This window comes from Legionella spiritensis, from assembly GCF_900186965.1.
In the GTDB taxonomy this organism is placed as follows: domain Bacteria; phylum Pseudomonadota; class Gammaproteobacteria; order Legionellales; family Legionellaceae; genus Legionella_C; species Legionella_C spiritensis.
Genome location: NZ_LT906457.1, coordinates 248,244 through 274,812 on the forward strand (window position 1 = coordinate 248,244; position 26,569 = coordinate 274,812).

Genomic DNA, 26,569 nt, shown 5'->3' on the forward strand with positions numbered 1-26,569 from the left:
CATCCTTACAACTTACTAACTATTTTGAACGCAATTTTTGGTGCACCTCAAGGATTACACCTACAACAGTGTATAAATTATCATCATAAATTTCTACAGGCAATTTCGGGTTGATGGGATATAAATATTGTTCATTCCCTTCAACAACAAATTTTTTAATTGAATAGTGTGTTGAGTCACCTTTCTTCTTTACGATTACATACGATCGATCATCTGGGGTAATATCTTGATTTATAATCAGAAGCGAATTTTGTGGGAATGTCGGCTCATATAAATCCGTATCTATTACCAGAGCACTATATTCCCCATCAACATCATTTTCGGCCCATCGATACCATTCTTGTGGAGATTTCGAGTCTACTCCCTGACTAAATTCAAATACAGGCAGTGGACGACTTGTGCTCTCTGCCTGATGAGCCTCACCTTGCCTTGTAATAGGCTCCAAGCCAAGCAATTGCTCAATAGTTATATCAAAATAATTTGCTATCTGGACCAGTGTGCTTGCTTTAGGATCGGTGACATCACCATTCAAAATTCTGGTGATTTTATTGGTAGGGATACCTAATTTACGCGCGAGCGCAGCGGGAGTAAGTTTTTCATCTCGCCCTAGCAATTCATTTAGTGTCTTTGCCAGTTGCAGTTGGCTAGTCTCATTTAAAAAAGTTGTCGTCATACCTTGACACCGTTACATTCATGTAATAAATTACATCTATGTAACGAATTACACTGATGTAAAAGTTGATAGTAACATAATTTACGCAAATTTCATGTAGATTATGTGTAATTGATGGGAAATATTACCCAGTTAGCTCAAGAAGCAGCATCGAGGACTTACTTTGCTGTAAGGAGGAGGACAATCCATGGAACATCATTCAAGGCTGATCATATACAAAGGAATGATTCAGTATATCTTAGATTCAACCCATTACACTTTGAAACACATAGCCCAATTGTCGCATTCATCACTGGATAATATTCGGATGATATATTGCCATGATTCTGTGCCAAGTAGTTTCAAATCTGAAGTTGAATTGATGAAGCTATATCAGATTATTCTTGAAATCAATTTGAACAAGGAAGACTGCTCGCTTGCTGGGTAGTTAGTTTACAAAATATAGAAGGAAATATTGATTATGAACTGGGTAAAATTAAAAAAATATTGCGAGATATCTGGTGACACGTCTAATGCTGTTCACGCCAAACGAAAGCGCGGCATGTGGTTAGATGGTGTACAATGTAAAGTAGGACCAGATGGTAATATATGGATCAATTTAGTTGAGGTTGAGCGATGGGTGGAAAACGGCAACAAAGCAACGAATATCCGGTTGCGCGCGGGATAAGTGTTCGGGAACTTGATTCCAGTAAATGTATTAGAATCGATTTTACTTATCGTGGCGTAAGATGTCGTGAGACGTTGAAGATTGAACCAACCAAGGCAAATATAAAATATGCCGAAAGGTTAAGGGGTGAAATTCTAAACGCCATAAGTGTGGGTACGTTTAATTACCAGGATTATTTCCCAAACTCCCAAAGGTCAAAAATGTTTGGCTATTCAGTGGTGAAATCTACTGTTGGTGAATTGCTCAAAGAATATATGGAAATTGCTGAAAAAACACTTGAGCCCAGTACCTTTAACGGCTATAGGAAAGCGTGTGAAGCCCATTTATACCCGGCATTTGGCGATATTCCTGTAAAAGATTTGTCATCTATGATGATTCGTAATTATGTGACAAAGCTTGAATTGACGCTTAAAACCATACGAAATATTTTAACCCCTTTAAGAAACACCCTAGATCAAGCGCTAAATGATGGCATGATTACCTCCAACCCATTGGATAGATTGGTTTTATCTAAGTTGGTTGATAAGAAAACTCGCAGCAGCAACTGGGAGGTTGATCCATTTAATCAAGATGAAATTAAAGCCATTCTTTCTGAAGCAAAGGACCAGGCACGAAATCTATTCCAATTTGCCTTTTATAGTGGCTTACGTACATCGGAGCTTATCGCTTTAGAATGGGGCGATATTGATTGGCTAAACGGGATTATAAGGGTATCAAGAGCTGTTGTTCTTAAACAAGAAAAAGGCACTAAAACAAAATCTGGTCAGCGCGATGTGCTGTTACTACCACCGGCATTAGAGGCTCTGCAAAATCAAAAGAGATTTACTTTTCTTGAAGGGGGACGTGTGTTTTATAACCCTCGCACCAATACTCCTTGGGAAACAGACGGTCAAATTCGAAAAACCTGTTGGGCACATATATTAAAAAAAGCAGGGGTTCGCTACCGCAACCCTTATCAAACCCGTCATACTTATGCTTCGATGATGCTTTCTGCCGGTGAAAATTCCTTATGGGTTGCCAAGCAAATGGGACATAAAGATACAGAAATGATTATCAAAAATTATGGCAGATGGATTCCAGATACATCTACCTTAGCAGGATATACGACAGTGAATGACTGGTCCTCGCCATTGACTGGTCAAGTTAAAAAATAGTCCCAAGTAAATTTTCTTGATTGGGATTTGATACCGATGCAAATCAGATTCTTATTTCATTGAGTCTTCATGCTCAAAAGCTGAAGTCATGCGGTCAATCTCCCTTTTTGTCAAACCAAATTGAGTTGCAACCGACCGCCATTCACTTACAGCTAACGCAACCTCTTTTATGATTTCAAGTGCTCTTGCTTTCTTTATCCGAAACTCATCAATAACGGAAAGCGCCAAATCAATAGAAGCGGTTGGATCATCATAATCAATTGACGTTGATAACATGCGTGCTTTCATTTCAACGGGGGTTGGGTTGACATCATAGGCAGGCGACAACCGCCAACCTTTATGACGTTCATATAAAAAACCATGATTTCTTAAATGATCATCTGTGTTTGAAATCAACACGGTAAAGATGATACGCCGCCACAGTTCTTCTAGATCACTGTTTGGACTAGCACCGTATTGAGTGATGGCGTAAGCAATTTCAAGATAGCTGTGGGGGTCATTATCCTTTGCGCCTAACATACTCATTGCAGATAAGAACGGAACACGCTGACCTTCGTGCCGGTCAAAACGGCGCAGAATCAACACTGGTTTGTCCATGATTGTTTCCAAACGCCAATCGGTTGTTTCAATACCTGCTTTTTCTGCAAGGCTCAGGGCAACAGCTTCCCAGACAACCACGTTAAATTCATCATCTTTTTTTGGAAATTTAGCAATTGCAAGATGGCCGTCTTTATCTCTGACAGATGCTTTTGGCCGTGCGCCACCAAGAGATGACCCAGGTGCCAATAATATTTTTAAATCTTCAGCTGATTCCTCGTCATTAAGATAATGCTCCGTTGCAGAAAGTAATCGAGGAAGATCAATTAAAGGAGGTATGCTCTCTTTATCTTTTGGGGTTAAGTATGGCCCGCCATCTTGTAGTGAGAAACGTAATGCGCCCTGACGAGCTTCATCATTAACGCCTAACAGATAATCTACTTCTGACAGTGTTCTTGCTGTCTCTGCCTTTGATTTAGCCCGCATACTTTCTGCTCGGCGCATCAGCACACGACCCCAGCGATCAGGCGCAGAATCACCAATAGCACCGAATAATATCTGGTCTGGTGTGGTATGAAATGCGCCAGCGGTTAATTGAAGCGCTGGATCAAGAGCAAACTTTTCTGAATGTTTCAGCCATTCAGGATCATATTCAAAGGACGCACTTTGCCTTGCACCACGCTGATGAAACCAGAGCTTGCCGACCTTGTGCGTATTTTCGCCAAGGTCAATTGAAACATATATTTCTTGGCTACTCATTTGCTTCCTCTTTATCGCTTTGTGGCATTCTAATTCTTTTCGGGAGACTTTCTTCTTCAAGTTCACGTCCGACAATATCTTGAGAGACATCAGCAACACGTGCCAATTGCTCAGGCATCCCTAAAACAAAAAGAGCGGAAGCATACGCACCCATGGATACGCTTGGATCGCCTTTTTCAATCTTAGATAAGGTGATGCGAGAAAACCCAGAGCGCTCTGACATAAGCTCCATTGGTATACGACGGCGACGACGTGCATCACTAATGTTCTTACCCAACCTTCTTAAAGCTTTCTGCACAGGAATGGGTGAATGTATTTTTTTACTCATATTTTAACTCTTAATGTATTCTATATTATACCTTACGCCTTATTATGTATATAATAGGATACATTAATGTAATTATCAAGTTGTTAATGGTTTAATGTATATTATACTTATCATTAAACAACTTAACGTAAATAATAAGATACGTTAAGTTGTTCATTAAAAATTCCTTGCATAAAGTCGTGTTGCCTCTGGTGGCCAACTGATTTGAATAATTGGTTGCGCTTATAATGATCTCAATGCAATTCACTTTATGAACTCAACACTTTTTGTTAAGTTCAGAGAGTAAATTGCATAAAATCGAGAAACTGTTTAAAGTTAATAGGCTTAAACATGAGATCATGGGTTGCGATTTTAGGGATTAGAGAAAAAGCGTCAAAAATGCCCCATTTACGCCCCAAAATTGGTAAGTCGAAAATTAGGGCTATATAAATCAATAAGTTATGAGAAATTGTCGCGGGTTCGATTCCCGCCGCCTCCACCAATTATTCAAGCCATCAAAGACCACTAAAGACCATCGTAAACCCTTGTAAATCAACGAGATAAACCATAATTTTCCATGATTGAGGTTGTCTTTTGTGGTTTCTCGTTGGCTCAAAAATCACCCAAAATATGCCCAAAATTTTTGGAAAAGTACCCAATATCTGCCCAAAATATTTTGGGCAGATACTTTATAGAAAGGTAGATTTATATTTTTAACTAGATAAAATATTCGCCAATTTCACAAATTTTAAATCTTTATGATCAAACTCTCAGAAACAGGTTTTTTAAGATTGAAGCAAATTATTGGTGACAAAAAAGCTAACCCTCCCATTCCTGCAATAATTCCAGTAGGCAAATCTACATGGTGGGTTAAATCTGGTCGTTTTCCACACCCAGTTAAGCTCGGACCAAGAATCACCGTTTGGAGAGTTGAGGATATTAAGAAATTTATTGAAAGTAAGTCCTGAAGAAAAAACGTAATTTGTAAACAAAGTATTTGGTTCGAAGCCCATGCGATTGACCTGCCCGGTTTTTTACAAGCCCTGCATTGGTTCAAACCACGGTTAATTGCATAAATGGCTTGTTCCTTGCGAACCTGTACGCTTACCATTTTTTTACGGCAATCTCCTTCATGATTTCGATTTCAAGATCTCGCTCTGCCAGTAGCTTCTTCAATCTACCATTTTCAGACTCAAGAGATTTTAGCTTTTTAACCTCTTCATTACCCATCGCACCAAAACGTTTACGCCAGACATAAATCGATGCTTCTGATACACCATGACGCTTGGCAACCTCAGGTACGGTATCACGATCCGTTTCTCGTAAAATACGAACAATTTGCTCTGCTGAATAACGTTTCTTTTTCATCTGCTTTCCCCCGAGTTGACGGGGCATTATCTCTAATTTAAGTTGGTCTGAAAATCCCGGGGCAGGTCATATAAGTCAGAAAAGAGTTTTTAAGACCATAATGCTATAATTATAATCATGAGTTGCGAATAAATTTTAAGGTATTACCGTGCCCAATAAACATGATGATGAACCATCAAAATTAGCCAAGTCAGATCAGTTAGAAAAATATGGTTTTTTTTCTAAACCAAAGGCCGAAAGAAGGGTAACAACTGATACTGACCTAGAAAGAGCCATGCAATTGAGTGATAATGCCAGGATTCAGCAAGAAGCGTTGGCAAAACGTCGTGAGGAAGAAGCCGTTGAGTTACAATACGATCTGACCGTGGATGTTCCTGACCATGAAAAATTAATGGATCAATTGACATTTATATTACAAGGCATGCAAGGAGAAAGTCTGGAAGAATACACTGATAAAGTTGCCGCTAGTTATAATTATCCAACAGACACCGCTGAAATATTAGTTGGTAAAATCATTTCTCAAGAGATGGATTTTACCGAAGATGAAATATCGGTTATTCAAAGCGCTCACATAGCAGCTAGGTCCAAACCAATGGCTTTTGATCAAATTAATAAAAGTTTACATTCAGTAATAGAGGATGAGTCTGTCGATATCGTGGTGATTTCTATCGGTAGTGGCGGTTCAAAAATCCAACAAACGCCCCCATTGGCCGAGGGGTTATCTATTCAAGCCGCAGTTACGGTAATCAATATTGACCCCGGGTATAAATTCTTCGAAGAAATCAAACGTGAAAAGCCGAATACCAATCAAAATAACGTACTCAAACATCTATATGTATCATCTGTGTTCCCAATTAATGGTAATGAAAGTCAACTAGCCGAAGGAGATCAAAGCGAGCATATCGAACGGACAATACAAACTATGCTGGATTCTGGCAAAAAAATTATTTTTATCCAAAATACCAGTCCTATAATTCCAAAGTTAAGCCTTAGTTTGGCTCGAAATAATCCAGAGTTAGTGGGACATCAATTAGCATACATAGGTGCGTATCATGATTTCCAACCAGCAATGAATTATTCAGCAAAGTTTTTATCCACACCTATCGAGTTACTCAAAGATAAAATCTTTGATAAAGATTCACATGGACAATTAATGCAATTTTGGGCAAGTGCCAAATCCGCTGAGAAAACCGAAGATAGAGAAGAATTTGAAAGGGTTCGACAAGCTGTGGTTGAGCATGGCCAACTTTTTGAAAATTTATCTAAAGTGGATGCAGAATCTGTTTTCCCTCATGCTATCAAAACACAGCCAAAACCTCTTTAATCTTTTGAAATGTTCATCGTTATAAATGAGTAGATGGACGCCATAAATTACGTTACAAATTTTGTGATTTAGTGGCACTATAATGGAGGACGGTGAAAAAAATTGTAACATCCATGCTAAAGCATACGGATTGAACTCAACTAGTGGATGCGGATTTATTTTTTGTAGCTTAGCATTCCTAGTGGTCTGCTTGTGTTAATCAATTTGACTAATCGACCTTTTACCATTGCTTTCACTAGAGCTCTTGCATAACCGCTAGATTAGATTAATCTTTTTGGCATTTTGCAAGGATGTTGATGAAGTTCGAACAAATTAAAGAAGAGTCAGAGGAAGGATTTCGCAGATTAACCGGGCTTAAACGCACAACATTTGATGTGATGATAACCATATTGAGTAAGGCAGAAGAAGAATTAAAAGCGAAAGGTTGAAAGCCAAATAAATTAGCAGTGGAAGAACGGTTGCTAATGACACTGGAGTACTTGCGTGAATACAGAACTTATTTCCATATTTCACGAAGTTATGGACTTAGTGAAAGTTCGTGTTATCGAAATATACGATGGGTGGAAGACACGCTCATTAAAGAATGGACGTTTTCACTGCCTGGGCGTAAAGCGCTACTAAAAAGTGATGTTGAATATGATGTTGTGTTAATTGATGCCACTGAAATTCCCATTGAGAGACCTAAAAAAAACAAAAACACTTTTATTCAGGCAAAAAGAAAAGACATACGATAAAGACTCAAATTGTCGTAGATAAGAAGAAAAAAGAGATTATTTGCACCAATTTTTCCAATGGCAAGCGACATGACTTTAGGTTATTTAAAGAGTCTGATGTTCGTATTCATCCAGAGATTAGAAGCCTAACAGACGCAACAGGGGATCAAAAGCGATGTGAAAAACAGCCCAAAACGTGCCCAAAAAATAAGAAGATAGAATAAAAGCCTTTAGTAGGGGTCTGTAAATAATTTTGTGTAATTGGTCATAGTATATAATCTGCCTATTTTCAGACAGGCATTAAAGAAGAGACAAACTATGACTCATGATATAGATGAATTGGCTCAGGAAATAGCCAAGACGTGTAAAACGCAAGAAGACTTCACTGAGTTTTTTAAACAGCTAAAGCGTCGAGGCTTAGAGGCTGCGCTATCCGGAGAACTTACGCATCATTTAGGCTATGACAAGCATGCCAAGGCTGTTGAACGCAAGAGCAACAGTCGTAATGGGTACAGCAAGAAGACTATTCAGGTTAATGAAGGCGAAATGGAAATTGCGGTGCCACGTGACCGAACAGGCACATTTGAACCTCATATTATCCCTAAATACGCTACCCGCTTTGATGGTCTTGATGAAAAAATCATTTCATTTTATGCCCGAGGTTTAAGTACACGCGACATCCAAAGCGAGCTTGAAGAAATCTATGGTACAACCATATCACCCACATTGATTTCAAGCGTGACAGACGCGGTTTTATCAGATGTACGTGCCTGGCAGGCAAGGCCTCTGGATAGTTGCTTCCCCATTGTTTATTTGGATTGTATTGTCGTTAAAGTAAAGACTGACAAAGGTATTATTAACAAATCCGTCTATTTGGCATTGGGTGTTAATACAGATGGCTACAAAGAACTTCTGGGCATGTGGATTAGCCAAAATGAAGGCGCAAAATTTTGGCTAAACGTACTGACAGATATAAAAAATCGTGGCCTGGATGAAATATTTATTGCGTGTGTTGATGGACTTACTGGCTTTCCAGAAGCCATTGAAACAGTATATCCACACGCTAAAGTTCAGCTTTGCATTGTACACAAAATTCGAAATTCATTGGCTTATGTCAGCTGGAAAGACCGTAAAATCCTTGCTGCTGATTTAAAAACAATCTACAGTGCCAAAACACTCATTGAGGCTGAAATGGCGCTGGAAGCATTTTCTGAGAAATGGGACGACCAATACCCATCCATAAGCTCCTCATGGCGCAGAGACTGGATACGTATTACCCCATTTTTTGATTATCCAGCTGACATCCGTCGAGCCATATATACGACAAATGCCATCGAATCGTTGAATATGACTTTGCGAAAGGTAATTAAAAATAAAAGAATGTTCCCATCTGACGAATCAGTTTTTAAATTGCTCTATCTTGCGATTGAACGAATTGCTCGGAAATGGACAATGCCGATCCACAACTGGAAGCCAGCTATGAATCGGTTTATGATCGAATTCGGTGATAGAGTTACTGAATAATGGAATGGCTAGTTACACAGAAAATTTTACAGACTCATTGATTTATATATTAATTTCCCCCAATCTTTATTAAATAAAAATTCTAACGTTTTTTGGCTACAACAAAATATTTATGCCAATGCTTAATATTGCCCATCGCATCAGCCTTATCATTTTCTTCTTCCTCAAGAAATGCTACTTCAAATGGCATAAGAAAATTCGATAAATCTTTATGATTAAAGAACGTCATATCTGAGTTTTTAGAGCCATTCCAACCGTCATTTATTCCAAAAAAAGTCCCTGAAAAGATATCACCTTGATGCAGTGCGTTTAAAATCATATTCCAAATTAGATAAAATTTATCTGCTTTTAAAAATGGAAGACTATAACTCGCATTGATTAATTGTGATCTTGGTAGAGAAGTTAGCAATTCAAATGGCATTACCTTTGTCTCTAATCTATTTTCAAGTGATGGAGGGCATAAAGATAATAAAGTAGATATTGCTTCAGGCTGATAATCAATGGCGAGTACTGACCAGCCATGTTTTAAAAGTTCAATGGCGTCAGTGCCCGAACCACACCCAAGATCTATTGCTAGTTTAGCAGGACTTGCTTTATTCCCATTACTAAAAATTTCGATTGCTTTTAGTAGCGTTTTTCGTGGCGAGGTGATCTGCTTCGTAATTTTATAATAGTGTTCCCAATTTCTGTCATTCATAAATTTTCCTTGACTAGGGCGTGTCCTCATTCTGTTTCACGACTAAAACCTGTACTAATTTGCTCAAATTACAGTTTGAATTCGTCAAATAGGGCTGGCTATTCTCCTCATTCAATCTGCAATTTGCGCTAAATTATCCCAACTTTTAGCTCGCGAAACAGAATGAGGACACGCCCTAGTACAACGTTTCACTGAAGTTGTCTTGCTAGTTTGTTATTGCTGCGACAGCGGGTCAAGTCGTAGGTCGGGCCAGGCGCCCGACCTACCTCTCCTGTCTCCTTGGCAACAGGACAGAATCAGTGAAACGTTGTACTAGTTACTAATTGGTAACTAATTGACTGATAAATAATTTCTTCATATTCTCGATAATGATTTTTATTACTCAACAGAGGAGAGTTATTATGAAGGACAAAATTATCAAAAAAATTGTTAAAGAAAAAGTACTAAAGAAACGTAAAGGATGGTGTGGCCCAGGAACATGTATTGGGTAATCAATGATGCATCATACGAGAAGTATGATGCATCCGCATTTTTGGAGGCTAAATAATGTACTTACCTAATTTAAATACATTATTGTATTATAAAAATAATAAGATCATTTCTAGATATTCTCAGGATTACCCTAATGCCAAAATGCAGGCAGAAGACGCTTTAACTGAATTAATGAAATTTGTTTGGCTCTGTTTTAAGCATAAGTCAGAAAAAAACAATAATCTCCATAATGAATCACTGAATTTTTATTGCGTGATTCATCCAGAAATGGTTGATATTGATAATATGTGGCATACATTTCTTTTGTTCACCAAAGATTATCATGACTTCTGTAATGAATATCTTGATGGCAATTTTTTTCATCATGAACCAATAATCAATACAAATGATTCCTTCCTCAATGGAAATTATGAACAAGAGCTGACCCTATATTTATCCTATATCTATGATAATCTAGGCGAATACACCCTGATAAAGTGGTTTGGACAATGTTTATAAAGGGCGACGCTTTAAAATTTATCGTCAGCTCGCACTAGTGAAAGTTCATCGATATGACTCTCCGCCCATTGTGTAATAGATTGACAAACCTTGTTCAAACTTATACCCAATAGCGTTAAGGAATATTCCACATGTAATATCAAACCTGACTTGTCTTCACGGATGACTAATCCATAGGATTCTAACTTTTTAAGCAGTGAGCTCAGTACCTTGGCTGTAATGCCACCAATTGATCGTCTTAACTCCCCAAAGCGATGGCTTTTTTCTGCAAGCAATTGGATGATTAAAATGACCCACTTGTCGCTAATAATCTCTAAAACGATTCTTGAAGGACATTGCTCTTGATAAACATCATAAATCATATCCATCTCCTATCAAAAGGCAACTCTACTGATAAACACCAGTTTTGTGTTATCCGGGCTGCCATTTCTATCATCTCTGGATCAAATTGATCTGGCCATTTACCCCGGATGGGGTAATTCTCGTAAGGTTGTAATTTGGCAATTATATGTTGAGGGTCGTTATTCTCATACTGTAAACCCTCACTTTTTTAGTGCCAAGCCAAACTAAATTGATTTACTGTCTTTTTTACGGTTATAAATCATAAAACAATGACACCATACTATATTCGATAAAAACAGGATTGGCATGTTTGTCCGGAAGTGACCGATATTATCGCTGTTATAGCGAGATGTCGGGTATTTTTTTCAAAAGCCCGTGCCATTTATTTACTTGCCAGAATGTCCCTACATAGACAATTGTCCCTGCGGGTACTATAATGTAGTAGAAAGTACCCGGGAGTTTACTATGCAAACCAATACAAACTCTTTACAAAGCATACCAGATAACGTGGTGTGGAAATCTTTAACCAATCTTGTAGAGCGTTTTGATTTAAAAGAAAATGAAGCCCGCATTTTAATGGGGGATATGCCTCGCTCCACCTATACTTCCCGCAAAGCAAAATTAAATAGAGATCAAAAAGAACGGGTCTCTTATCTTTTAGGGATTTATAAATCGTTACGTATCTTGTTTGAAGATGGAGAACAAGCCAGGACGTGGATTAATCGTAAAAATGACTTGCCTCCCTTTCATGGGTTAACGCCAAAAGAATATATGTTGGAAGGAGGAATGGTTCGTCTTGCAGACGTGAGAAAATTCCTGGATTTCTGGAGAGGTTATTAGGATGTATTCTTATATGGATTATAGTAAAAAAGTGCATCGACTAATACCCTCTAAATTTCCACCCGTAACGTTATTTGATTGGGCAGATTCTGCGGAAGAACTCGAACAAATAGCTCTGCTTGAAGGATTAACCAATGAAAGAATTCTTGCAGAGTTCGGTAAAATAAATTTGATAGATAAAGAGGATTGGAACGGTGGCCCCGGCTCCACTCCGATTATGGCTGCTTTTACACATATTGGATTTGAGTCAAGATTTAGTGATGGTAGTTTTGGTGTATATTATGCTGCTTCATCACTTGAAACAGCAATAAAGGAAACCAGCTTTCATCGAGAAAGATTTTATAGGGCGTCAAATGAAAAACCTTGCTCGATCTCAATGAGAGAATATGCGGCTAGTATAAAAAAACCATTAATAGATATTACAGGAAAAAAATATAAAGAATTATTTAATCCCGATCCATCTTTTTATAGTAAAAGCCAGGAGTTTGGCAAAAAAATTTTTGAAAAAAAAGAATGGGGTTTGCTTTATCCAAGTGTAAGAAATTTAAATGGCTTGTGTGTGGCTGTATTAAGACCTCCCGCACTCACTATACCAATACAGGGATGTCATTTAAGGTATATTTGGGATGGTGAAAAAATTTCAGATATTTATAAAGAAAGTAAAATTACAAATCTTTAAAAGTTCTGTTCTTAAAGATGATGTTTATCATATTTTAATGGGCAAACACATTACACAGAAGTGATGTCAATCTACCGTTTTTCCAGTCGGTTTCACACTGATTTTTGCTGGGGTAAGGTTGTTAGTAATACGGGAGACCGTTCTATCTACCCGTCGCTGAAGCATGATTTCAATCATTACTGTTTCATTTGGATGAAGAATTTTGTTAATGTCAGCAAGCGAGGAATGAAAATCAAGCAACCTGTAATAGGCAAGGGCTTGGCCACTTGACTGAGGGTATGCCTTAATACGGAACCCCAGATTACCTTGCATTTTTGGCGTATTAATCCCGGCTTCCATAATATCGTAGTCAAGAAAATAAGTCAGTTTTCCTCGATTATTCAGGTTTCGCTGGCGATCTACAAAGAAACCTGCAGGAAGCGCCTGCTCGCTATATTCGGGTCCGGCCGTTAGATAAAGATCATAATCGACAAGATGATTGCCCCGGTCATCAATAAGCCGGAAAATAATCATGGAGTAGCGGTTGGTGATATACTCACGCTTATAGATAAGTGTCTTTACTGATTCTGTATGCTCATTTTTCTGAGTTTCTTTAGTTATCTTATCCAGTTCTTTTGCCAGTGTATTATAGGCGTCACGATTTTTTACTTGCAGGCATCGCAGAACCCATATTGCCGTAGGGTGGGTGGCCGCGTTGGCCATAGTAACGCTACGGATAATTCCGATATTTTTACCGGAATGCGAAAGCCCGGGCAGAACCCCAAATGCCGTTGGCTGTGCCCGTTTCATTTTCGCGACAACAAGACTGTCACCGTTAGTCCCCTCCTGATGTAATTTCAACAAACTATAATTCATATTTGCAGCAGCTACACGTACCACGCCATCCGATCCGGCTTCTCCCGTGTAGGAGTTTACGGCATCATAAAGCTGGCGATCGATTTTCTGGCCCGTAAGTACAAAAGTATAGATGCCATTAGCAGGGCAATCGTAATCCAGCCAACTTTCATTAAGTTGCCAGCTCATATCGCTGCCGAGCTCAAGCCAATCAAGTACATGCTCTCCCGGTTCAACACCTTCAAAAAAACTCTTTATACGGCCTAGCCGGGATTTACCAAGTTGGGCAAGAGCAGAACCGTGGTTGGCGGGGGCCAGCATGATAAGATGGCTCAAAGGACATTTGGCAAGATTATTCCCGAAGTATAAATCCATCCATTTTCGAACTATGGGTCCACCGGTCGAATGAGTAATGCAGGCAAAACGCTCCCCATCTTGTAGCTTATCAGCAATGTCATCCCGTACTGCATGATCAAACGCACGTGCTATATCGTCAACCATTACGGTATCGTCAAAGCTGATGTATCGCCCGAGATAAATATTGCCGACTTGAATATCAAGCTTTCCGTCTTTGCCCAGGCTTTCAAGCCATAGGGGAAGTGCCCCATAAGTATTGGTATGCGTGACACTCCAGCCATGTAGGAAGATAACAATCATAACGCTCTTTAACTGACAGATTCTGCAACAGGGCATTGTTGAATAACTTGATGATATTAGATTATTTTACACTCGACCCTCAAGTTTTTTTGATTTGATAAATGTCAGAAATAGCTCGCTTTTATTTTTCTCTGATATCTCCTATCATGAATGATGATTTATTAGCGACCCGGTGTGGTAGTTTTTTATTTTGGTTGACGTCTTCTACAGGAGAAAGGCATGGATTCGCCGCAAAGAATAAAATATTTAAAAATTGCTTTAGTTATTATTGGCCTGATATTTATTTTTGGTATTTACCCATTGACTATTGTTTGGCCTGCCGGGTGGGCATGGCATGTAACAGGCATATCAATGTATCTGCAAATGATATTAGGTATTTATGCGACTTTAGGTCTGTTTCTCATAATGGCTGCTCGCAATCCCCTTAATAACCTAAGTTTGATATGGTTTACTGTTTGGTCAAGTATTGTTCATGGTGGTATTATGGCTATTCAGGCTTTGTACTATCCTGAACACACCGGTCACTTATATGGTGATGTTCCAGCGCTCTTTATTGTAGCTATTGTTTTAGGGCTTCTGACACCAAGAGGTCAAAAGCAGTAAGTCTCTCTCCCCCTGTAACCCTCCAGTCCAGGCGAGGGGGGTTGCAGGCCAGGTGAATTTAAGGCTTCTATCAAGTGTCAATTTCATAAATACTATATAGTTGAAAATGATAAATGCTCAAATTAAGAAGGGACGCTTGATTTTATGGTGGATTTAGAACACAGCCACACGGAAGATGCGATCGCAAAGCGCTTTTCCAGGCCGCCATCGCAAAGTTATCTGCGCGATTGGATTTATGGAGGGATTGATGGTGCTGTTACCACGTTTGCAATCGTATCAGGTGTCGTTGGAGGGAAGTTATCTTCACTGGTCATTTTAATCCTGGGATTTGCTAATTTATTAGCCGATGGTTTTTCAATGGCAGCCAGTAATTATTTGGGTACAAAGTCAGAGATAGATCAATTTCGTCATTATGAAGCAATCGAAGAAAAGCACATCGAAACGATACCGGAAGGCGAAAGAAATGAAATTAGACAAATTTTCAGGAACAAAGGGGTAAAACAAGCTGATTTAGAAAAGATTGTCCAGGTAATTACCGAAAATAAATCGTTGTGGATCAAAACGATGTTACAAGAAGAGTATGGATTGCCCGGGGCTATTCGCTCACCGTTTAAATCGTCCTTATGCACTTTTTTATCATTTTTACTCTTTGGAATGATTCCATTGATCCCTTACATACTTGGTTTTTCCAATGCTTTCGGGATATCTTGCCTTTGCACGGGAGCCGCTTTTTTTATTATCGGTTCTATCAAAGGTCGTTGGTCGGCCCGAGCCTGGTATTTTTCCGGATTCGAGACACTCGTTACAGGTGTTGCAACGGCGGCACTTGCTTATTATATTGGTGCGTTTTTAAATTGGTATTTAGTTGGTTAAAGGCAGGCTGATTCGGTAATTCAGCCAGGTTATTTAAAAGCATCCCTGTGATGGTTTATTAATAACCTGTATAATTCTTATTTACAAATTCAAAATCAATGGTTGGGGAAACCTCATCCATAGCCAGGCGAAAGGATACTAATGTTTCAATCCGCTTTAATAGTTGCACTAATGACATTTAGCATCGTCACTCAGGCCGCTCTGCCTGCGGATCCAATCCAGCGCTGTTTAGATATTAGAAGGCTCGCGGACTTTACCTCAAGACAGAAAATGGCTGCCAAAGAGCCCGGTGTGTTGCGCTTTAAATTCCATAAAGTTTCACCCTCGGAACTCCCGTTAGAAAACCCTGTGGGCAATATGGATGAAATTATCAAAGCATTAAACAATCAGATTGAAAACTGCAAAAAAAACCAGGGTGAATTGCAGACGGTAACTATTGCCGGCCATCCATTCAAGCGCCAGGAATGGTGCCTTGATACCAACAAAAAAATGCTCGCTCTTGCAAAAGCTGCCCATGGTGATTTTCAAAAATATTTATCAACTATCAAAACCGGGTTTGACTGGTATAAAAGCGATGGCTGGCCTGAAAATCACGCAGGATTTAAAAAGGGTTCCTTTCAATTTACGGCCTATTACGCGCCTGCCGCTATTGAAGCTCGCACCAAACGTGGTGGGAAATTCTTATATCCAATCTATAGCAACCCTGGTGTGGTCAATGTCACGTTGGAAAGTAAAAAGTTTCATTTGAAAACCCCTCTTTGCGGGGTTGATCCGCTGACCAAAATGGTGCGTAAATATTGTCTTAAAAATGCCAATGGGACCTACTCTGTAGTGCCCGATCGTGAAGAAATTAATCATGGGGCTTTACATCCAAAATATATAATTGGCTATGTTAAAGATCCAAATGACCCGCCTTTTTTAATGGTTGAAGGGTCTGGTTCATTAATGATTGATGGAAAATTATTTCATATCAATTACGATGGCGCCAACGGTAGACCGCGCACCATGCTTGGCCGTATAGTTCAATGCGCACAAGATCCAACCTGTGGCGGCAACCTTGATGCAATGGAACGTTGTGCTAAAGATCCCAAATGTCATGATGAAGCGAAGTTACGCTGTAACGTATCGAAAGAAATTAAACAAAGCGCTGCATCGGAAAAGCAGATCCGCCAATATCTGGATAACCCACGTAACCGCGATAAAGCCGCCGACTTGCGAAATCGCGATCAAAGCTATGTATTTTTTGCCAAGGAAGATGGCGGACCGTATGGTTCAGAAAAAATTTCCCTAACGCCACATGTTTCATGCGCAACCGATCACCAGGTCATTCCTGTTGGAATGAATTTCATCTATCATTGCAAAAAAACGACGTCATGGTGTGTGGCCCAGGACGCTGGCGGCGCCATTATAGGGGCTCATGTTGATGTCTATAAGGGTGAGGGAGACCAGGCTGGTGTGGAAGCAAACAGGTTAAATCACACCGGCTCATTATTTGTGGCGCTGCCAAAACGAAAATAACACGTTGCGTCTTGGGCGATGATTGCCTGATAAATGCTCATCAAAGTCCGTTAGCAACACGTTTATAACGTCCCAAATCAACATCCATTTCTCGTGCAATATCTTTTACAGCACCCAGAAACTGTAAAAGAAGGAACCATTCAGTCCGCCGGGGAATTTTTTTTCTAAAAGTGAGACCTGGTGAACGGGTTTTTTAAAAAAAAGCGGCATCAATAAAAATTTTAAGTTGCAGTTCCCTTGGCAGACTGAAAAAATACCCGAATTTTCCAACAGACGTAATAGATATCCCATAGAGCTCCTGCAAGTACGTTATTGCAAGAGAGATAACGCCGTTATTTAAACACTACCAGTTTCATCGGAATGTGTTTAAAAGATCCATTCCAAAAATAAGGTCTTCATCGTGGTTTTCTTCGATCTCTTTTCCCGTATTGTTTAATGAACTATAAACCTCTTTTTTTAAATCACTTTCTTCCATTACTAAAATATTAATATTGCGCATTAAATGACCCGATAATCCCGAGAGCTTGATCTGAAGCATGTCAGATTCTGCAATAGCGCTCTTCGCCGTCGTAATATCACGTTTTATCGCGCTTACTTTTTCCAGTAAATCATTTAGCCTCGTTGTGTATTCTTTTTTCTTTTTTATAAAGTCATCGTTATTTTTCAGTGCGGTTTGTAATTGTTCGTAATCAGAAATCTTTTGTTGTGCTTGTTCAATAGATTTGCTGGAAACAAATAAAAGAAACAGCGACTTAAGCAAGCCGGGATTTTTATCCGTTATAAATTCATCGTAAGTGGTTGGTTTGGATATATTATTTTGGTTTGAACTAATAAAATTAATATTTTTTTCATTCTCTTTTTTAATGTTGTTTAATTCCAAATTTATTTTTTTAGATTCGAGGTCTAGATTTTTAATAATTTTATTTGATTTTTCGATGCTATTTTTTGTGTCTGCTTTTATCGTTAACAGGTCTTGTTGTTCTTGATTAATATGTTTTAATACACCTGTTAATTGTAAAAAAGTGAACTCCTTCTCAGCAATTCGTTCTAAACTACCAGGTAACAAATCAAGATTGTTTTTAATGAAATCTAATATATTTTGGTATGCTCGTTTCTGCCGATCAGTAACGGCTACAAAATGAAGTTCATAATCAAGTAATGTATTGCTCATAACTAATAAAAAAAATGTACGGGTTAAAAGGATAGCAAACAAGCATTAAGAGACATTTAAAAAAAATATGAATCTTTGGATAAACATAGGTATTTCAGGATCTAAAAGGCTTTAGGAACGCCCTTAAAGAGATTTTCGAGCGTATTGCGGGTTTCATGTCCAAACATCATGTTGGCTTTCATGACGAGCGACAAGGAATTATTAACAGGCTTATATTTTGTTCACGAAACCCGGGCTTGCCATTGATTTTCAGTAAAATATTGTGTAATATATGTGCAATTTGTATTTGATATTACAGAAATGTTTTCTACCCATTTTTTTGAAACGATGATTCAGCAATCCAATCTTGTAAATGAAATTGTTGGTGACGCTTTTGCTGTAAGCCCCATCAAGTATTTTAGTTATTTGGAAATTTTTGAAGACCATACGTTCACACTTTTAAGCAGTGACGCATGCAGTTTTACTTGCTCCATTCAGGAGAATTTAATCGAAAGCTACCTTAACAGGATGATACATGCTGACCATAAAAATAATAAATTTAATTTTTATGATTTAAATAATCAATTGTTCCAGCACCACAGTGCTAATAAATATGATCATTATTTCAGGGTGATTGACAAATCCAGCGAGTCTGGCAACAGTGTGCGAGTTTTTACGTTTGCTGCAAATAAAGAAACTGAAACGGTAAATCAATATTATTTAAATAATTTTTATCATATAGAAAATTTCAACCATTATTTTGCCAACAGGTTTAAACACGTCTCACCGAGGATAGCAAAACCTATCCCTTCCACGATTTTACCCAAACAAAATAAACGAGAGAATTTTAATCATAATAAATTTCACCTTGATGAGAAATACAATCAGTTACATAAAAAAGTCACTCATCGCGAATGGCAGTTGCTTTTACTTGCCTCACAGGGATTTACCGCTAAAAATATTGGTGATTTTCTTGGCATATCAAAAAAAACGGCTGATAATATTTTCGCCAATGTTAGAAAAAAATTTCAGATAAACAATACAAAAGAAATCATTAAGTTGCTATTTCAATGAATTTGAACGGTTCTGTCGCATTGGCTTGTCTGTCATTACATCGTACGATAGCAGGCGTTCCTATTTTAGGGTCAAATAATCACATGGCTCATCTTCGTCTTTTTTATTGAGCGCTTCGCGTAGAAAGGATAGAAGTGTCGGGTAACAGCGACAGGTCATTTGATTGCTTAAAAAACGATTGATTTCATTATGGACTTGCTCATAGGTAGGGGTTTTTATAATTTTATCGCGAAAGGAGCGTGCATCCTGTTCTATCTCAAAATAACCATTCCAGCACCAGTTAAAAAAACTGTTGACGCCTCGCTTGATTCTGTTTTGATTTAAATATCTGTCAACGGCTTCAACAACAGCATTTTGCAATCTTTCCTTTTCGGGTCTATCCGTTATCATCTGGTCAATCTGTTCTGTTTTCCGGGCTGTTGGCCCTTCGTACAAAAAAGAGAGAATAATTTTAATGATATCAAAAGGTAATCCTGCGCCAGTTTCGTGAAACTGGCGAGCCAGAAGGACCATTGGCAGTAAAGTTCTGGCAAAATCAGATTCTCCATTGTTTTTTATAATAAAGCGTTGCCTGTCTTTTATGTCGCCCGGGAGAGACTGCAATAACTCGTTACGCTCGCTAATGGTTTTTTTAGTGAAAAGATGATTTTTTTCAAGGTTAACGATTTTAACCGTAGCGGGAATTGCTGCCAGAATCTCTTGTAATTTATCAATGGATTGATAACCAAGATAATTATTACTTAAATCAATAAAAGTCACATGGGGTGGAAGCGCAGATAGGATTTTTGCCAATTCTTGGGACGTATATCGATAAAGATGGTAGCCGCTTAAGTTAACAGATGTTATCTTTTCAGGAAGATTTTTTAACAATTCAGCCAGGGATGCTGCCGTTAATGGGCGTAAATCATCCTTGCTTAAATTAAGAGGCGATATATTTTTTTCTATTAGACATTGAACAATTTTAATGAGATCTTCGACGCAAAATTGACTAAAATAATTATTTCCTATATCAAGAAATACAAGGTTTTTTGGCAATGCTTTGAAAATCATAACCAAATCATCCGCAGAAATACGATACAGATTATTATCATTTAATGAAAGTGTAACAAGATTTTCTGGAAGTACCTTAAGCATTTTAACGAGTTTAAATACGCGTAATGAAGATAGATGGTTCCCGGATAAATCGAGCGCAACAAGGTTTTCAGGAAGAACGCTGAGTGACTGTGCTAAATCGAAAGTGCCATACCAATTTGGAGAAGTACTATCAGCATTACCATTTAAATTAAGCTCAGATAAATCTTTTGGTAACGCGGCAAGGAGTTTTTGTAGCCAACTGGTATTTTCAAACAAATGATACTGGTGTAAATCCAGTGTTTTTTTACCGGTTGGAGTTGTGGAAGTGAGGGATAACATTTTCTCTATAGAGCCTATATATCGACCCTCGTAAAGTCGATCTTCCACAAAAGCACTCCTTACAGAAAAAAATTATTTTCAAATATCATTCAGCCGCACTGAAATGAAACGTTGTGTATGGTCAAGAAATACCAGGCGGTGATGTGTCATCATCGATGAAGTCACACAGGCTACAATAACGATGTCCTTCATCGTCGCACAACTTGAAAAATATTGTCAAAATAGTTACTTGCGAGAAAGTGTGGCATGAATTGACAATGGCATGCCATTTTATTACTTTCCAAACGCCGTTATGAAAAAGAGAGCAATAATGAGTTTTGATGTTGATGAGTACAGCGAACGGATTTCAAAAGATATTAAAAGACTTCCTGAAAACTCTAACTATTTTCGTTTGTTTCTCCCTGTTGGTTATCGCTCAAGACCTTATGAAACGGCCAGTACGCTTCTTCATGCGGTAAAAAGTATTATTCCCCTGCTGCCTGAAAACATAGACTCACTTCAACTCTATCATCTGGATTATTATTCTACTATGGTGGATGATTTTGTACTTCCAGTAATAGAATCCTTGCCTAAGACATTGCATCACCTTAGTTTGGCTGGAAACCGTCTTTCAAACTTTCTGGGATCGGTGCGTGTATATGATAAAAATGAAAGCATGTATAAATTTTATAATAGAGACCCCGGTATATTGATTAAAATTTTACAAGCACTTCCCGCTAATGTGGTATCACTGGATTTAAGCAACATTCATCGTGGAGCAATGCTGGTGGAGACTTTTGCTGCTATTCTGAAGCATCTTCCTTCCAGTTTGCGGGTCTTAAATCTGAGTAATAATTCACTTTCCGAACTCTCCACCACTGAAATGGAACTAATTATTAATAGCATCCCTTTCACAGTGGAAGAAATTAACCTTGAAAACAATGGCCTTTTTAAGAAACGTCAAAAAATTAAAGCACGTGACAAATTACTGCAAATCCTGGGCCCACCGGAAAATCGGCAGCGCTTTAAATTAAAAAATAATGGTGAATCTGATTTTGCAAGGGCGATATGCGCCATGACCTCATTTGCCCTGCAATTTCAGCAAGATAGATCAGGATCAGGGCTGCCCGTTGAGATAATTATTACCATTTTATCTTTTTTACATCCTGGCCTTTCCAAAAATCCCGAATCTCCAAATATTTTACATGCAGAAGACGTTGTAACTAAAGCGAGAACTCTTCTGAAAAATAAAAAAACAGAAAACAGGATAGGCCTCGGTCACAATCACAGCAATGTGTTTTTTGGTCGTGAAGGCAAGGAGGAAGTAAATACCGATCAGGAAGATAATGTGAGACCTGTTCTTTAGGAAATATATAAAGTGAAAAACCCATGTCTTGTCATGACGATACGGCCTAAATAAGTATCTTAATTATAGTTTATCCATAAGTTCGTAATTTGCGAAACGCGAATCAAAATTACCGTTATTAAAAAGTGATTCCTTCATTTTATTTTTTTTGCCGGCGGCGATTGGGGATAAATTTTATTGTAGAAAATAAACACAGGCTTATTGCCGTACACATGTGAACCGTCGCCAATGGTTGCTGACCAGATGATATCGGGTCGAGCACAGGCTGATTTTTCTGTAGCCCCGATAAGAAACATCTTATTGGCGTTTACCGGGCAAACACAGACGGCAATTTGCCGCACCTTGCCGTCTGCTATTTGATTTTTTACCTGACAACGAACCCCATAACAGTTGGCCCAGTGATGTGGGGCGCCATATTGGCACAATTGGGCTGGTCTTTCGGAAAAATCTGATATATTTGCCATTGAATAATTTGATTGTACGGTTTGTAAACCGCCATCGTCGCTATAGGTTGGTTTCGCTGAAACATAGCGGCCGGGAGATACTGAAAAAGATTTCCATCCCTTTTTATAATTTGCCACCTCGCATTCGCACTCGGCAAATTTTACATGTTTCATGGGTTTGCATGCCGCTTTTGAACATAAAGCGTAAGGCATGTTGGTAATACCATAAACTTTGTCGGTATTGCCCTGGGAAGAGGATAAAACACACTCCTGGATATCATCTATACCTAATTTCCGGCACGTTGCGTCTGTATCAGCGGCATAAGCCGCTGAAAACAGGTTAAGCGTCAGGGCAACCATAATCCATTTTGACATTTCAACGTTCCCTTACCCAGGATCATTTAATTATACGCAATAATTCGGTGTATTGCAGCAGGCTGCCTTTGATCACATGGTAAAGTGTGCCGGGCTTGTAGCGGCGCCCCCATCGTGATTGCTTTGATTCATTTGTTTCAAGCGGGCATTTTCGGCGCGCAATTGTTCATTTTCCTGTTTCAGGGTTGCCACTTCTCTTTCAAGGCTTATTGTGTAATTTTTCTGCTTTTCGCGGGATTTACGCGCATTAAGCTTATTAGAAAGGCGGCGCTTCTCTTCCTTTTCCTCCTGAGTAGCATTATTCCCTTTCGATTTTAATTGTTCAAGCCGTTTTCTTTCCGGCTCATGAGTTCCATCATATTGACTGGAGAGTTTGTGATCTGTCGTAGTATTGTCACTCTCGCAGCCTCTTTTTCTTTTTGATGGTTGAGCTGATGGGGTTGAGAAAAAAGTCGGGGCTGGATTTTTATAAGGGCTCGACACAATAGAACAATCAGGGGCAGGTAGAATATCCTCTGGCCAAATATCGTAAATGCCCGGGAATAGAGATTCTTCAACGTTGCTCAAATAAGAGTGTTCTGAAAGATGAAAATCAGAACCAGACAGTTCCGGCATCAATGCAAGTAATTCATTATGAAAAATCCTAACCATGAATCTTTGAGTGGCGTAATCAGTTACATAATCATTATAATATGTGGTAAATGTTGAATCCGTATCAAGTGGTTGTGATGGAAAGTGAAGAACGCTTGCTGTTAAATAAGATAATCGTTCCTGCTGCGTCTCAATCAATAGCAACAAGTCACTTGTATTCGAATCATCTTGAAATTTTAAAAGCTCTTGTTTCAACTTATTTTGCATCGTGGTGTGTTTTTCAAAATCCAGCATGGTTTTTCCTGAAAGCTTGTTCGTTAGACGTTGAAAAGTTTAACAATCCAGCATTAAGAAATTATTAATTAATAAAACATTGTTTTTCAAACAAACCGGGAATTAAAAAAATAATTCTAAAAATCAATTGGTTATTCTTTTTAGAATAAGAAATTTTTCTCTCTTGAGAAAAAAACGCATTTGGAACTGTTTTAAAAATAATGTCATCGTGGAGAATTTTAGATAGCACAGTGATGGCTTTTCAGGTCTATAATGAGGTCTGTTGACATGTCACTTCGCAAAACGAAAGGTCAACGGATCCTAATCATTTAAAGGGATTTTTATGGCGACATTTGAGAAAGGTTCTGGTTCAAAAAAACACATTGTATTGACGTCTCATCCGGCAAGTTATACTACGGCGCCATTAAATATTAAATGGGCAGCCAAAGATCCGGTGGCGCGTGGTCCGGTGATTGCGTCATTAACCAATATTAAAAACCGTAACGCCGTCGGCACACATTCAGGAGCCTATTCCGTGTATCGTGCGCTGGCCGTGGCGGCAGGTATTCTGGATCCGGAACATAAACCGGATCTGACGGATACCACACCGCCTGTTTCCATTGGGCCGCATTGGCAGTGGAGTGAGCCTGACAAAATTGTTTCGATGGATCCCTGGGGACATCTTGTCGCGGATGTTTTTGCCGAGGAGATTGCAGCAGGTTATGACATCCGGCCGACGATAGCGATTACCCAAGCCCATATTAACATGCCTGAATTGCGAACGGCGATGCAAAAGGGACGCCTTAAGGCCGACGGCAGGATATTGCTTGAAAACGGTGATGTGGTTGTCACAAAAGCCGCCATTGAACCGGTCTGGTTTTTACCCGGTATTGCGGATCGCTTTCATGTGAAAGAAGCGGAGTTGCGTCGAACGCTGTTCGAACAAACCGGCGGCATGTTTCCTGAATTGGTGACCCGTAGCGATCTGGACGTTTTTCTGCCGCCGATAGGTGGTTTAACCGCCTATCTATTTGGCGACGTGGCTTGCATTCATGATCCTGAAAAGGAATTGTCCTGTCGAATTCATGACGAATGCAATGGTTCTGATGTTTTCGGCTCGGATATTTGTACCTGTCGCCCTTACCTGGCACATGGTGTGGAGCTTTGTATTGAATCGGCGCAGCGTGGCGGAGCCGGCTTGATTATTTACAATCGCAAGGAAGGCCGTGCTCTCGGCGAGGTGACCAAATTTCTTGTGTACAATGCCAGAAAACGGCAGCGGGGAGGCGATACCGCGGCGAAGTATTTTGAAAGAACGGAGTGCGTCGCGGGCGTGCAGGATATGCGCTTCCAGGAATTGATGTCTGATGTTTTGCATTGGTTGGGTATCAATAAAATACATCGCTTTGTTTCAATGTCCAATATGAAATACGACGCCATTTTAAAATCGGGCGTAGAGATTGTGGAACGCGTCAAAATACCGGATGAACTGATTCCCAAAGATGCGCATGTTGAGATGGATGCGAAACGTGCCGCCGGTTATTATTCTCCCGATCGTATTATAGATATTAATGAACTGGCCATTCCCAAGGGACGGGCGCTTGATGAGTAATTATGACAATCAGGTAATCACGCGTTTACGGGATTTGCGCACGATTCGGGAACAGGCCGGACGTTTGCTGGAACTGGGGCGTGCCAAGCAACTCAATCATTTTTCCCTGGATGAATCACGATTGGCGGATACGGCACAGTTTGTGACAGAAGTAATGCTGGAAAATTACCCTGATCTGGATATTCCCTATCATTCGCGCTGGCGTCATTTTGAAGCGGGCGGCCACCACCGTGTTCAGCAGTTACGTACACAGCTTTCCGGATCTGCTGATGAGGACATGGGAAACATTTTTTTTGAACTGGCGATCATCAGCGTGTTGCTCGATGCGGGAGCAGGCCATCAATGGAAATTTTTTGATCAGAAAACCGGCCGGAATTTCAGTCGTTCGGAAGGACTGGCCATAGCCAGTTTTGAATGGTACATGAGTGGAGGATTCAGTTGTACGCCTCAACAACCTTATCGTGTCGATTATGAGCGACTACAGTCTTTGCGGCTGGTGGATTTAAAAGAGGCTTTTCAGGTTTCAAAAGACAACCCTTTGGAAGGGCTGGAAGGGCGATTACAGCTTTTGAACCAACTGGGGGATGTTTTAGTCAAATCGCCGCAATTTTTCGGTATAGAAGCGCGTTTAGGTCATTTTTATCAGCATATTACAACACAACTTGTTGAACAACGGATTCCCGCCCACGCTCTTTTTACATCGGTTTTGCTGGCATTTACCGACGTATGGCCGAAACGTCTGCACTATCAGGGCGTACCGTTGGGAGATGTCTGGACTCATTCTCAATTAAAGTCGGATAGGGTGGGTTCGGAATATATTCCCTTTCATAAATTGTCGCAATGGTTAACTTATTCCCTGATAGAGCCGCTGGAGTGGTCCGGTGTGGTTGTCACTCATCTTGATGCGTTGACGGGGTTGCCGGAATATCGTAACGGCGGGTTATTTATTGATATGGGGGTCTTGCAGCCCAGGCATGAAGATATCCTGATCGAGGCGCAGGATCCGGGATCGGAAGTGGTTGTGGAATGGCGGGCTTTAACCGTTTCCTTGCTGGATGAACTGGCTTATCGTATCAGAGATCAGTTACAGTGTGATGAACAGGTATTGCCACTGGCAAGGATACTTCAAGGGGGATCCTGGGATGCAGGCCGAAAAACGGCTGCAAAATTACGTCAGGGAACCCCGCCAATTACGATCATAAGCGATGGGACAATATTTTAGGGCGTGTTTTTA

The 26,569-nt window shown here is 39.5% G+C and carries 24 protein-coding genes and 2 pseudogenes; 15 read left to right on the top strand and 11 right to left on the bottom strand.

Annotation, left to right across the window (positions count from 1 at the left end; translation table 11 throughout):
- Positions 1–19 precede the first annotated feature (19 nt).
- Positions 20–673: a helix-turn-helix domain-containing protein gene (locus tag CKW05_RS01205; RefSeq protein WP_058483916.1), complete on the bottom strand. Its 654-nt coding sequence runs from the start codon at positions 671–673 to the stop codon at positions 20–22.
- A gap of 460 nt (positions 674–1,133) precedes the next feature.
- Between CKW05_RS01205 and CKW05_RS01215 the strand changes: the two genes are divergently transcribed.
- Both CKW05_RS01215 and CKW05_RS01220 read left to right on the top strand, forming a co-directional pair.
- Complete coding sequence (locus CKW05_RS01215) at positions 1,134–1,340, top strand: excisionase (protein ID WP_011945372.1); 207 nt, start codon at positions 1,134–1,136, stop codon at positions 1,338–1,340.
- Entirely contained in the window at positions 1,289–2,494 is a 1,206-nt protein-coding gene (locus CKW05_RS01220) for a site-specific integrase (RefSeq protein WP_058483914.1), read from the top strand. Before CKW05_RS01215 ends, CKW05_RS01220 begins: the two co-directional genes overlap by 52 nt.
- Positions 2,495–2,545: 51 nt before the next feature.
- On the opposite strand, the gene CKW05_RS01225 is transcribed toward CKW05_RS01220, so the two are convergent.
- The 3 genes and pseudogenes from CKW05_RS01225 to CKW05_RS01245 form a co-directional block, all read right to left on the bottom strand.
- On the bottom strand, positions 2,546–3,790 hold the full coding sequence (locus CKW05_RS01225; protein ID WP_058483913.1) for a type II toxin-antitoxin system HipA family toxin: 1,245 nt from the start codon (positions 3,788–3,790) through the stop codon (positions 2,546–2,548).
- Positions 3,783–4,118, bottom strand: coding sequence for a helix-turn-helix domain-containing protein (locus CKW05_RS01230; protein WP_058483912.1), 336 nt, complete (start codon positions 4,116–4,118; stop codon positions 3,783–3,785). Before CKW05_RS01230 ends, CKW05_RS01225 begins: the two co-directional genes overlap by 8 nt.
- A 1,015-nt stretch (positions 4,119–5,133) precedes the next feature.
- Positions 5,134–5,465 (bottom strand): annotated as a pseudogene (locus CKW05_RS01245) (transposase); the annotation flags it as partial.
- A gap of 148 nt (positions 5,466–5,613) precedes the next feature.
- Between CKW05_RS01245 and CKW05_RS01250 the strand changes: the two are divergent.
- The 3 genes and pseudogenes from CKW05_RS01250 to CKW05_RS01265 all read left to right on the top strand — a co-directional run bounded on the left by CKW05_RS01250 (position 5,614) and on the right by CKW05_RS01265 (position 9,026).
- Positions 5,614–6,789: a hypothetical protein gene (locus CKW05_RS01250; RefSeq protein WP_058483909.1), complete on the top strand. Its 1,176-nt coding sequence runs from the start codon at positions 5,614–5,616 to the stop codon at positions 6,787–6,789.
- Between the two features lie 296 nt (positions 6,790–7,085).
- Positions 7,086–7,672: pseudogene (locus CKW05_RS15520) on the top strand (transposase family protein); the annotation flags it as partial.
- A 148-nt stretch (positions 7,673–7,820) separates the two neighbouring features.
- On the top strand, positions 7,821–9,026 hold the full coding sequence (locus CKW05_RS01265; protein ID WP_058483852.1) for an IS256 family transposase: 1,206 nt from the start codon (positions 7,821–7,823) through the stop codon (positions 9,024–9,026).
- A gap of 82 nt (positions 9,027–9,108) precedes the next feature.
- Here CKW05_RS01265 and CKW05_RS01270 read toward each other — a convergent pair whose 3' ends face one another.
- The gene (locus tag CKW05_RS01270) at positions 9,109–9,723 is read right to left on the bottom strand and encodes a class I SAM-dependent methyltransferase (protein WP_058483287.1); all 615 of its coding nucleotides are present in this window, start codon (positions 9,721–9,723) and stop codon (positions 9,109–9,111) included.
- A 546-nt stretch (positions 9,724–10,269) separates the two neighbouring features.
- Here CKW05_RS01270 and CKW05_RS01275 point away from each other — a divergent pair.
- On the top strand, positions 10,270–10,713 hold the full coding sequence (locus tag CKW05_RS01275) for a glycine-rich domain-containing protein (protein ID WP_058483286.1): 444 nt from the start codon (positions 10,270–10,272) through the stop codon (positions 10,711–10,713).
- 11 nt (positions 10,714–10,724) lie between these two features.
- Here CKW05_RS01275 and CKW05_RS01280 read toward each other — a convergent pair whose 3' ends face one another.
- The gene (locus tag CKW05_RS01280) at positions 10,725–11,075 is read right to left on the bottom strand and encodes a winged helix-turn-helix transcriptional regulator (protein WP_231950650.1); all 351 of its coding nucleotides are present in this window, start codon (positions 11,073–11,075) and stop codon (positions 10,725–10,727) included.
- Positions 11,076–11,520: 445 nt separating this feature from the next.
- Between CKW05_RS01280 and CKW05_RS01285 the strand changes: the two genes are divergently transcribed.
- Together CKW05_RS01285 and CKW05_RS01290 are read left to right on the top strand one after the other, a co-directional pair.
- Positions 11,521–11,895, top strand: a complete 375-nt coding sequence (locus tag CKW05_RS01285) for an antitoxin Xre-like helix-turn-helix domain-containing protein (RefSeq protein WP_058483284.1) — start codon at positions 11,521–11,523, stop codon at positions 11,893–11,895.
- Between the two features lie 13 nt (positions 11,896–11,908).
- Positions 11,909–12,574 (top strand): RES family NAD+ phosphorylase, encoded by a 666-nt coding sequence (locus CKW05_RS01290; RefSeq protein ID WP_231950651.1) that lies wholly within the window; start codon positions 11,909–11,911, stop codon positions 12,572–12,574.
- 66 nt (positions 12,575–12,640) lie between these two features.
- Here the strand turns inward: CKW05_RS01290 and plaB are convergent, their stop codons facing one another.
- Positions 12,641–14,065 carry a phospholipase PlaB gene (gene plaB / locus CKW05_RS01295; RefSeq protein WP_058483282.1) on the bottom strand — a complete coding sequence of 475 codons (1,425 nt, stop codon included), beginning with the start codon at positions 14,063–14,065 and terminating at the stop codon, positions 12,641–12,643.
- A 219-nt stretch (positions 14,066–14,284) separates the two neighbouring features.
- Between plaB and CKW05_RS01300 the strand changes: the two genes are divergently transcribed.
- From CKW05_RS01300 to CKW05_RS01310, 3 genes are all read left to right on the top strand, one after another.
- The gene (locus tag CKW05_RS01300) at positions 14,285–14,668 is read left to right on the top strand and encodes a DUF6632 domain-containing protein (RefSeq protein ID WP_058483281.1); all 384 of its coding nucleotides are present in this window, start codon (positions 14,285–14,287) and stop codon (positions 14,666–14,668) included.
- A 144-nt stretch (positions 14,669–14,812) separates the two neighbouring features.
- On the top strand, positions 14,813–15,541 hold the full coding sequence (locus CKW05_RS01305) for a VIT1/CCC1 transporter family protein (protein WP_058483280.1): 729 nt from the start codon (positions 14,813–14,815) through the stop codon (positions 15,539–15,541).
- A 141-nt stretch (positions 15,542–15,682) separates the two neighbouring features.
- Positions 15,683–17,059 carry an MltA domain-containing protein gene (locus tag CKW05_RS01310; protein ID WP_058483279.1) on the top strand — a complete coding sequence of 459 codons (1,377 nt, stop codon included), beginning with the start codon at positions 15,683–15,685 and terminating at the stop codon, positions 17,057–17,059.
- 352 nt (positions 17,060–17,411) lie between these two features.
- Here CKW05_RS01310 and CKW05_RS01320 read toward each other — a convergent pair whose 3' ends face one another.
- Positions 17,412–18,230, bottom strand: a complete 819-nt coding sequence (locus CKW05_RS01320) for a coiled-coil domain-containing protein (protein WP_133141200.1) — start codon at positions 18,228–18,230, stop codon at positions 17,412–17,414.
- Between the two features lie 273 nt (positions 18,231–18,503).
- Between CKW05_RS01320 and CKW05_RS01325 the strand changes: the two genes are divergently transcribed.
- Positions 18,504–19,283: a helix-turn-helix transcriptional regulator gene (locus CKW05_RS01325; protein ID WP_058483276.1), complete on the top strand. Its 780-nt coding sequence runs from the start codon at positions 18,504–18,506 to the stop codon at positions 19,281–19,283.
- 60 nt (positions 19,284–19,343) lie between these two features.
- Here CKW05_RS01325 and CKW05_RS01330 read toward each other — a convergent pair whose 3' ends face one another.
- Entirely contained in the window at positions 19,344–20,633 is a 1,290-nt protein-coding gene (locus tag CKW05_RS01330) for a leucine-rich repeat domain-containing protein (RefSeq protein ID WP_133141199.1), read from the bottom strand.
- A gap of 373 nt (positions 20,634–21,006) precedes the next feature.
- Between CKW05_RS01330 and CKW05_RS01335 the strand changes: the two genes are divergently transcribed.
- Positions 21,007–22,041 (top strand): leucine-rich repeat domain-containing protein, encoded by a 1,035-nt coding sequence (locus CKW05_RS01335; protein ID WP_058483274.1) that lies wholly within the window; start codon positions 21,007–21,009, stop codon positions 22,039–22,041.
- 134 nt (positions 22,042–22,175) lie between these two features.
- On the opposite strand, the gene CKW05_RS01340 is transcribed toward CKW05_RS01335, so the two are convergent.
- Complete coding sequence (locus CKW05_RS01340) at positions 22,176–22,859, bottom strand: hypothetical protein (RefSeq protein ID WP_058483273.1); 684 nt, start codon at positions 22,857–22,859, stop codon at positions 22,176–22,178.
- 72 nt (positions 22,860–22,931) lie between these two features.
- On the bottom strand, positions 22,932–23,744 hold the full coding sequence (locus tag CKW05_RS01345; RefSeq protein WP_058483272.1) for a bZIP transcription factor: 813 nt from the start codon (positions 23,742–23,744) through the stop codon (positions 22,932–22,934).
- Between the two features lie 322 nt (positions 23,745–24,066).
- On the opposite strand from CKW05_RS01345, the gene CKW05_RS01350 reads away from it, so the two are divergent.
- Together CKW05_RS01350 and CKW05_RS01355 are read left to right on the top strand one after the other, a co-directional pair.
- A complete protein-coding gene (locus CKW05_RS01350; protein WP_058483271.1) occupies positions 24,067–25,335 on the top strand; it encodes a GTP cyclohydrolase II in 1,269 nt (422 codons plus the stop codon).
- Positions 25,328–26,557, top strand: coding sequence for a URC4/urg3 family protein (locus CKW05_RS01355; protein ID WP_058483270.1), 1,230 nt, complete (start codon positions 25,328–25,330; stop codon positions 26,555–26,557). The genes CKW05_RS01350 and CKW05_RS01355 overlap by 8 nt, the downstream gene beginning before the upstream one ends.
- Positions 26,558–26,569: the final 12 nt, after the last annotated feature.

What these genes read in the sequence shown, in the direction of transcription:
- CKW05_RS01205 (WP_058483916.1), bottom strand. Translation starts at nt 673, where the DNA reads ATGACGACAACTTTTTTAAATGAGACTAGCCAACTGCAACTGGCAAAG.
- CKW05_RS01215 (WP_011945372.1), top strand. Translation starts at nt 1,134, where the DNA reads ATGAACTGGGTAAAATTAAAAAAATATTGCGAGATATCTGGTGACACG.
- CKW05_RS01220 (WP_058483914.1), top strand. Translation starts at nt 1,289, where the DNA reads ATGGGTGGAAAACGGCAACAAAGCAACGAATATCCGGTTGCGCGCGGG.
- CKW05_RS01225 (WP_058483913.1), bottom strand. Translation starts at nt 3,790, where the DNA reads ATGAGTAGCCAAGAAATATATGTTTCAATTGACCTTGGCGAAAATACG.
- CKW05_RS01230 (WP_058483912.1), bottom strand. Translation starts at nt 4,118, where the DNA reads ATGAGTAAAAAAATACATTCACCCATTCCTGTGCAGAAAGCTTTAAGA.
- CKW05_RS01265 (WP_058483852.1), top strand. Translation starts at nt 7,821, where the DNA reads ATGACTCATGATATAGATGAATTGGCTCAGGAAATAGCCAAGACGTGT.
- CKW05_RS01270 (WP_058483287.1), bottom strand. Translation starts at nt 9,723, where the DNA reads ATGAATGACAGAAATTGGGAACACTATTATAAAATTACGAAGCAGATC.
- CKW05_RS01275 (WP_058483286.1), top strand. Translation starts at nt 10,270, where the DNA reads ATGTACTTACCTAATTTAAATACATTATTGTATTATAAAAATAATAAG.
- CKW05_RS01280 (WP_231950650.1), bottom strand. Translation starts at nt 11,075, where the DNA reads ATGATTTATGATGTTTATCAAGAGCAATGTCCTTCAAGAATCGTTTTA.
- CKW05_RS01285 (WP_058483284.1), top strand. Translation starts at nt 11,521, where the DNA reads ATGCAAACCAATACAAACTCTTTACAAAGCATACCAGATAACGTGGTG.
- CKW05_RS01290 (WP_231950651.1), top strand. Translation starts at nt 11,909, where the DNA reads ATGGATTATAGTAAAAAAGTGCATCGACTAATACCCTCTAAATTTCCA.
- plaB (WP_058483282.1), bottom strand. Translation starts at nt 14,065, where the DNA reads ATGATTGTTATCTTCCTACATGGCTGGAGTGTCACGCATACCAATACT.
- CKW05_RS01300 (WP_058483281.1), top strand. Translation starts at nt 14,285, where the DNA reads ATGGATTCGCCGCAAAGAATAAAATATTTAAAAATTGCTTTAGTTATT.
- CKW05_RS01305 (WP_058483280.1), top strand. Translation starts at nt 14,813, where the DNA reads ATGGTGGATTTAGAACACAGCCACACGGAAGATGCGATCGCAAAGCGC.
- CKW05_RS01310 (WP_058483279.1), top strand. Translation starts at nt 15,683, where the DNA reads ATGTTTCAATCCGCTTTAATAGTTGCACTAATGACATTTAGCATCGTC.
- CKW05_RS01320 (WP_133141200.1), bottom strand. Translation starts at nt 18,230, where the DNA reads ATGAGCAATACATTACTTGATTATGAACTTCATTTTGTAGCCGTTACT.
- CKW05_RS01335 (WP_058483274.1), top strand. Translation starts at nt 21,007, where the DNA reads ATGAGTTTTGATGTTGATGAGTACAGCGAACGGATTTCAAAAGATATT.
- CKW05_RS01340 (WP_058483273.1), bottom strand. Translation starts at nt 22,859, where the DNA reads ATGTCAAAATGGATTATGGTTGCCCTGACGCTTAACCTGTTTTCAGCG.
- CKW05_RS01345 (WP_058483272.1), bottom strand. Translation starts at nt 23,744, where the DNA reads ATGCTGGATTTTGAAAAACACACCACGATGCAAAATAAGTTGAAACAA.
- CKW05_RS01350 (WP_058483271.1), top strand. Translation starts at nt 24,067, where the DNA reads ATGGCGACATTTGAGAAAGGTTCTGGTTCAAAAAAACACATTGTATTG.
- CKW05_RS01355 (WP_058483270.1), top strand. Translation starts at nt 25,328, where the DNA reads ATGAGTAATTATGACAATCAGGTAATCACGCGTTTACGGGATTTGCGC.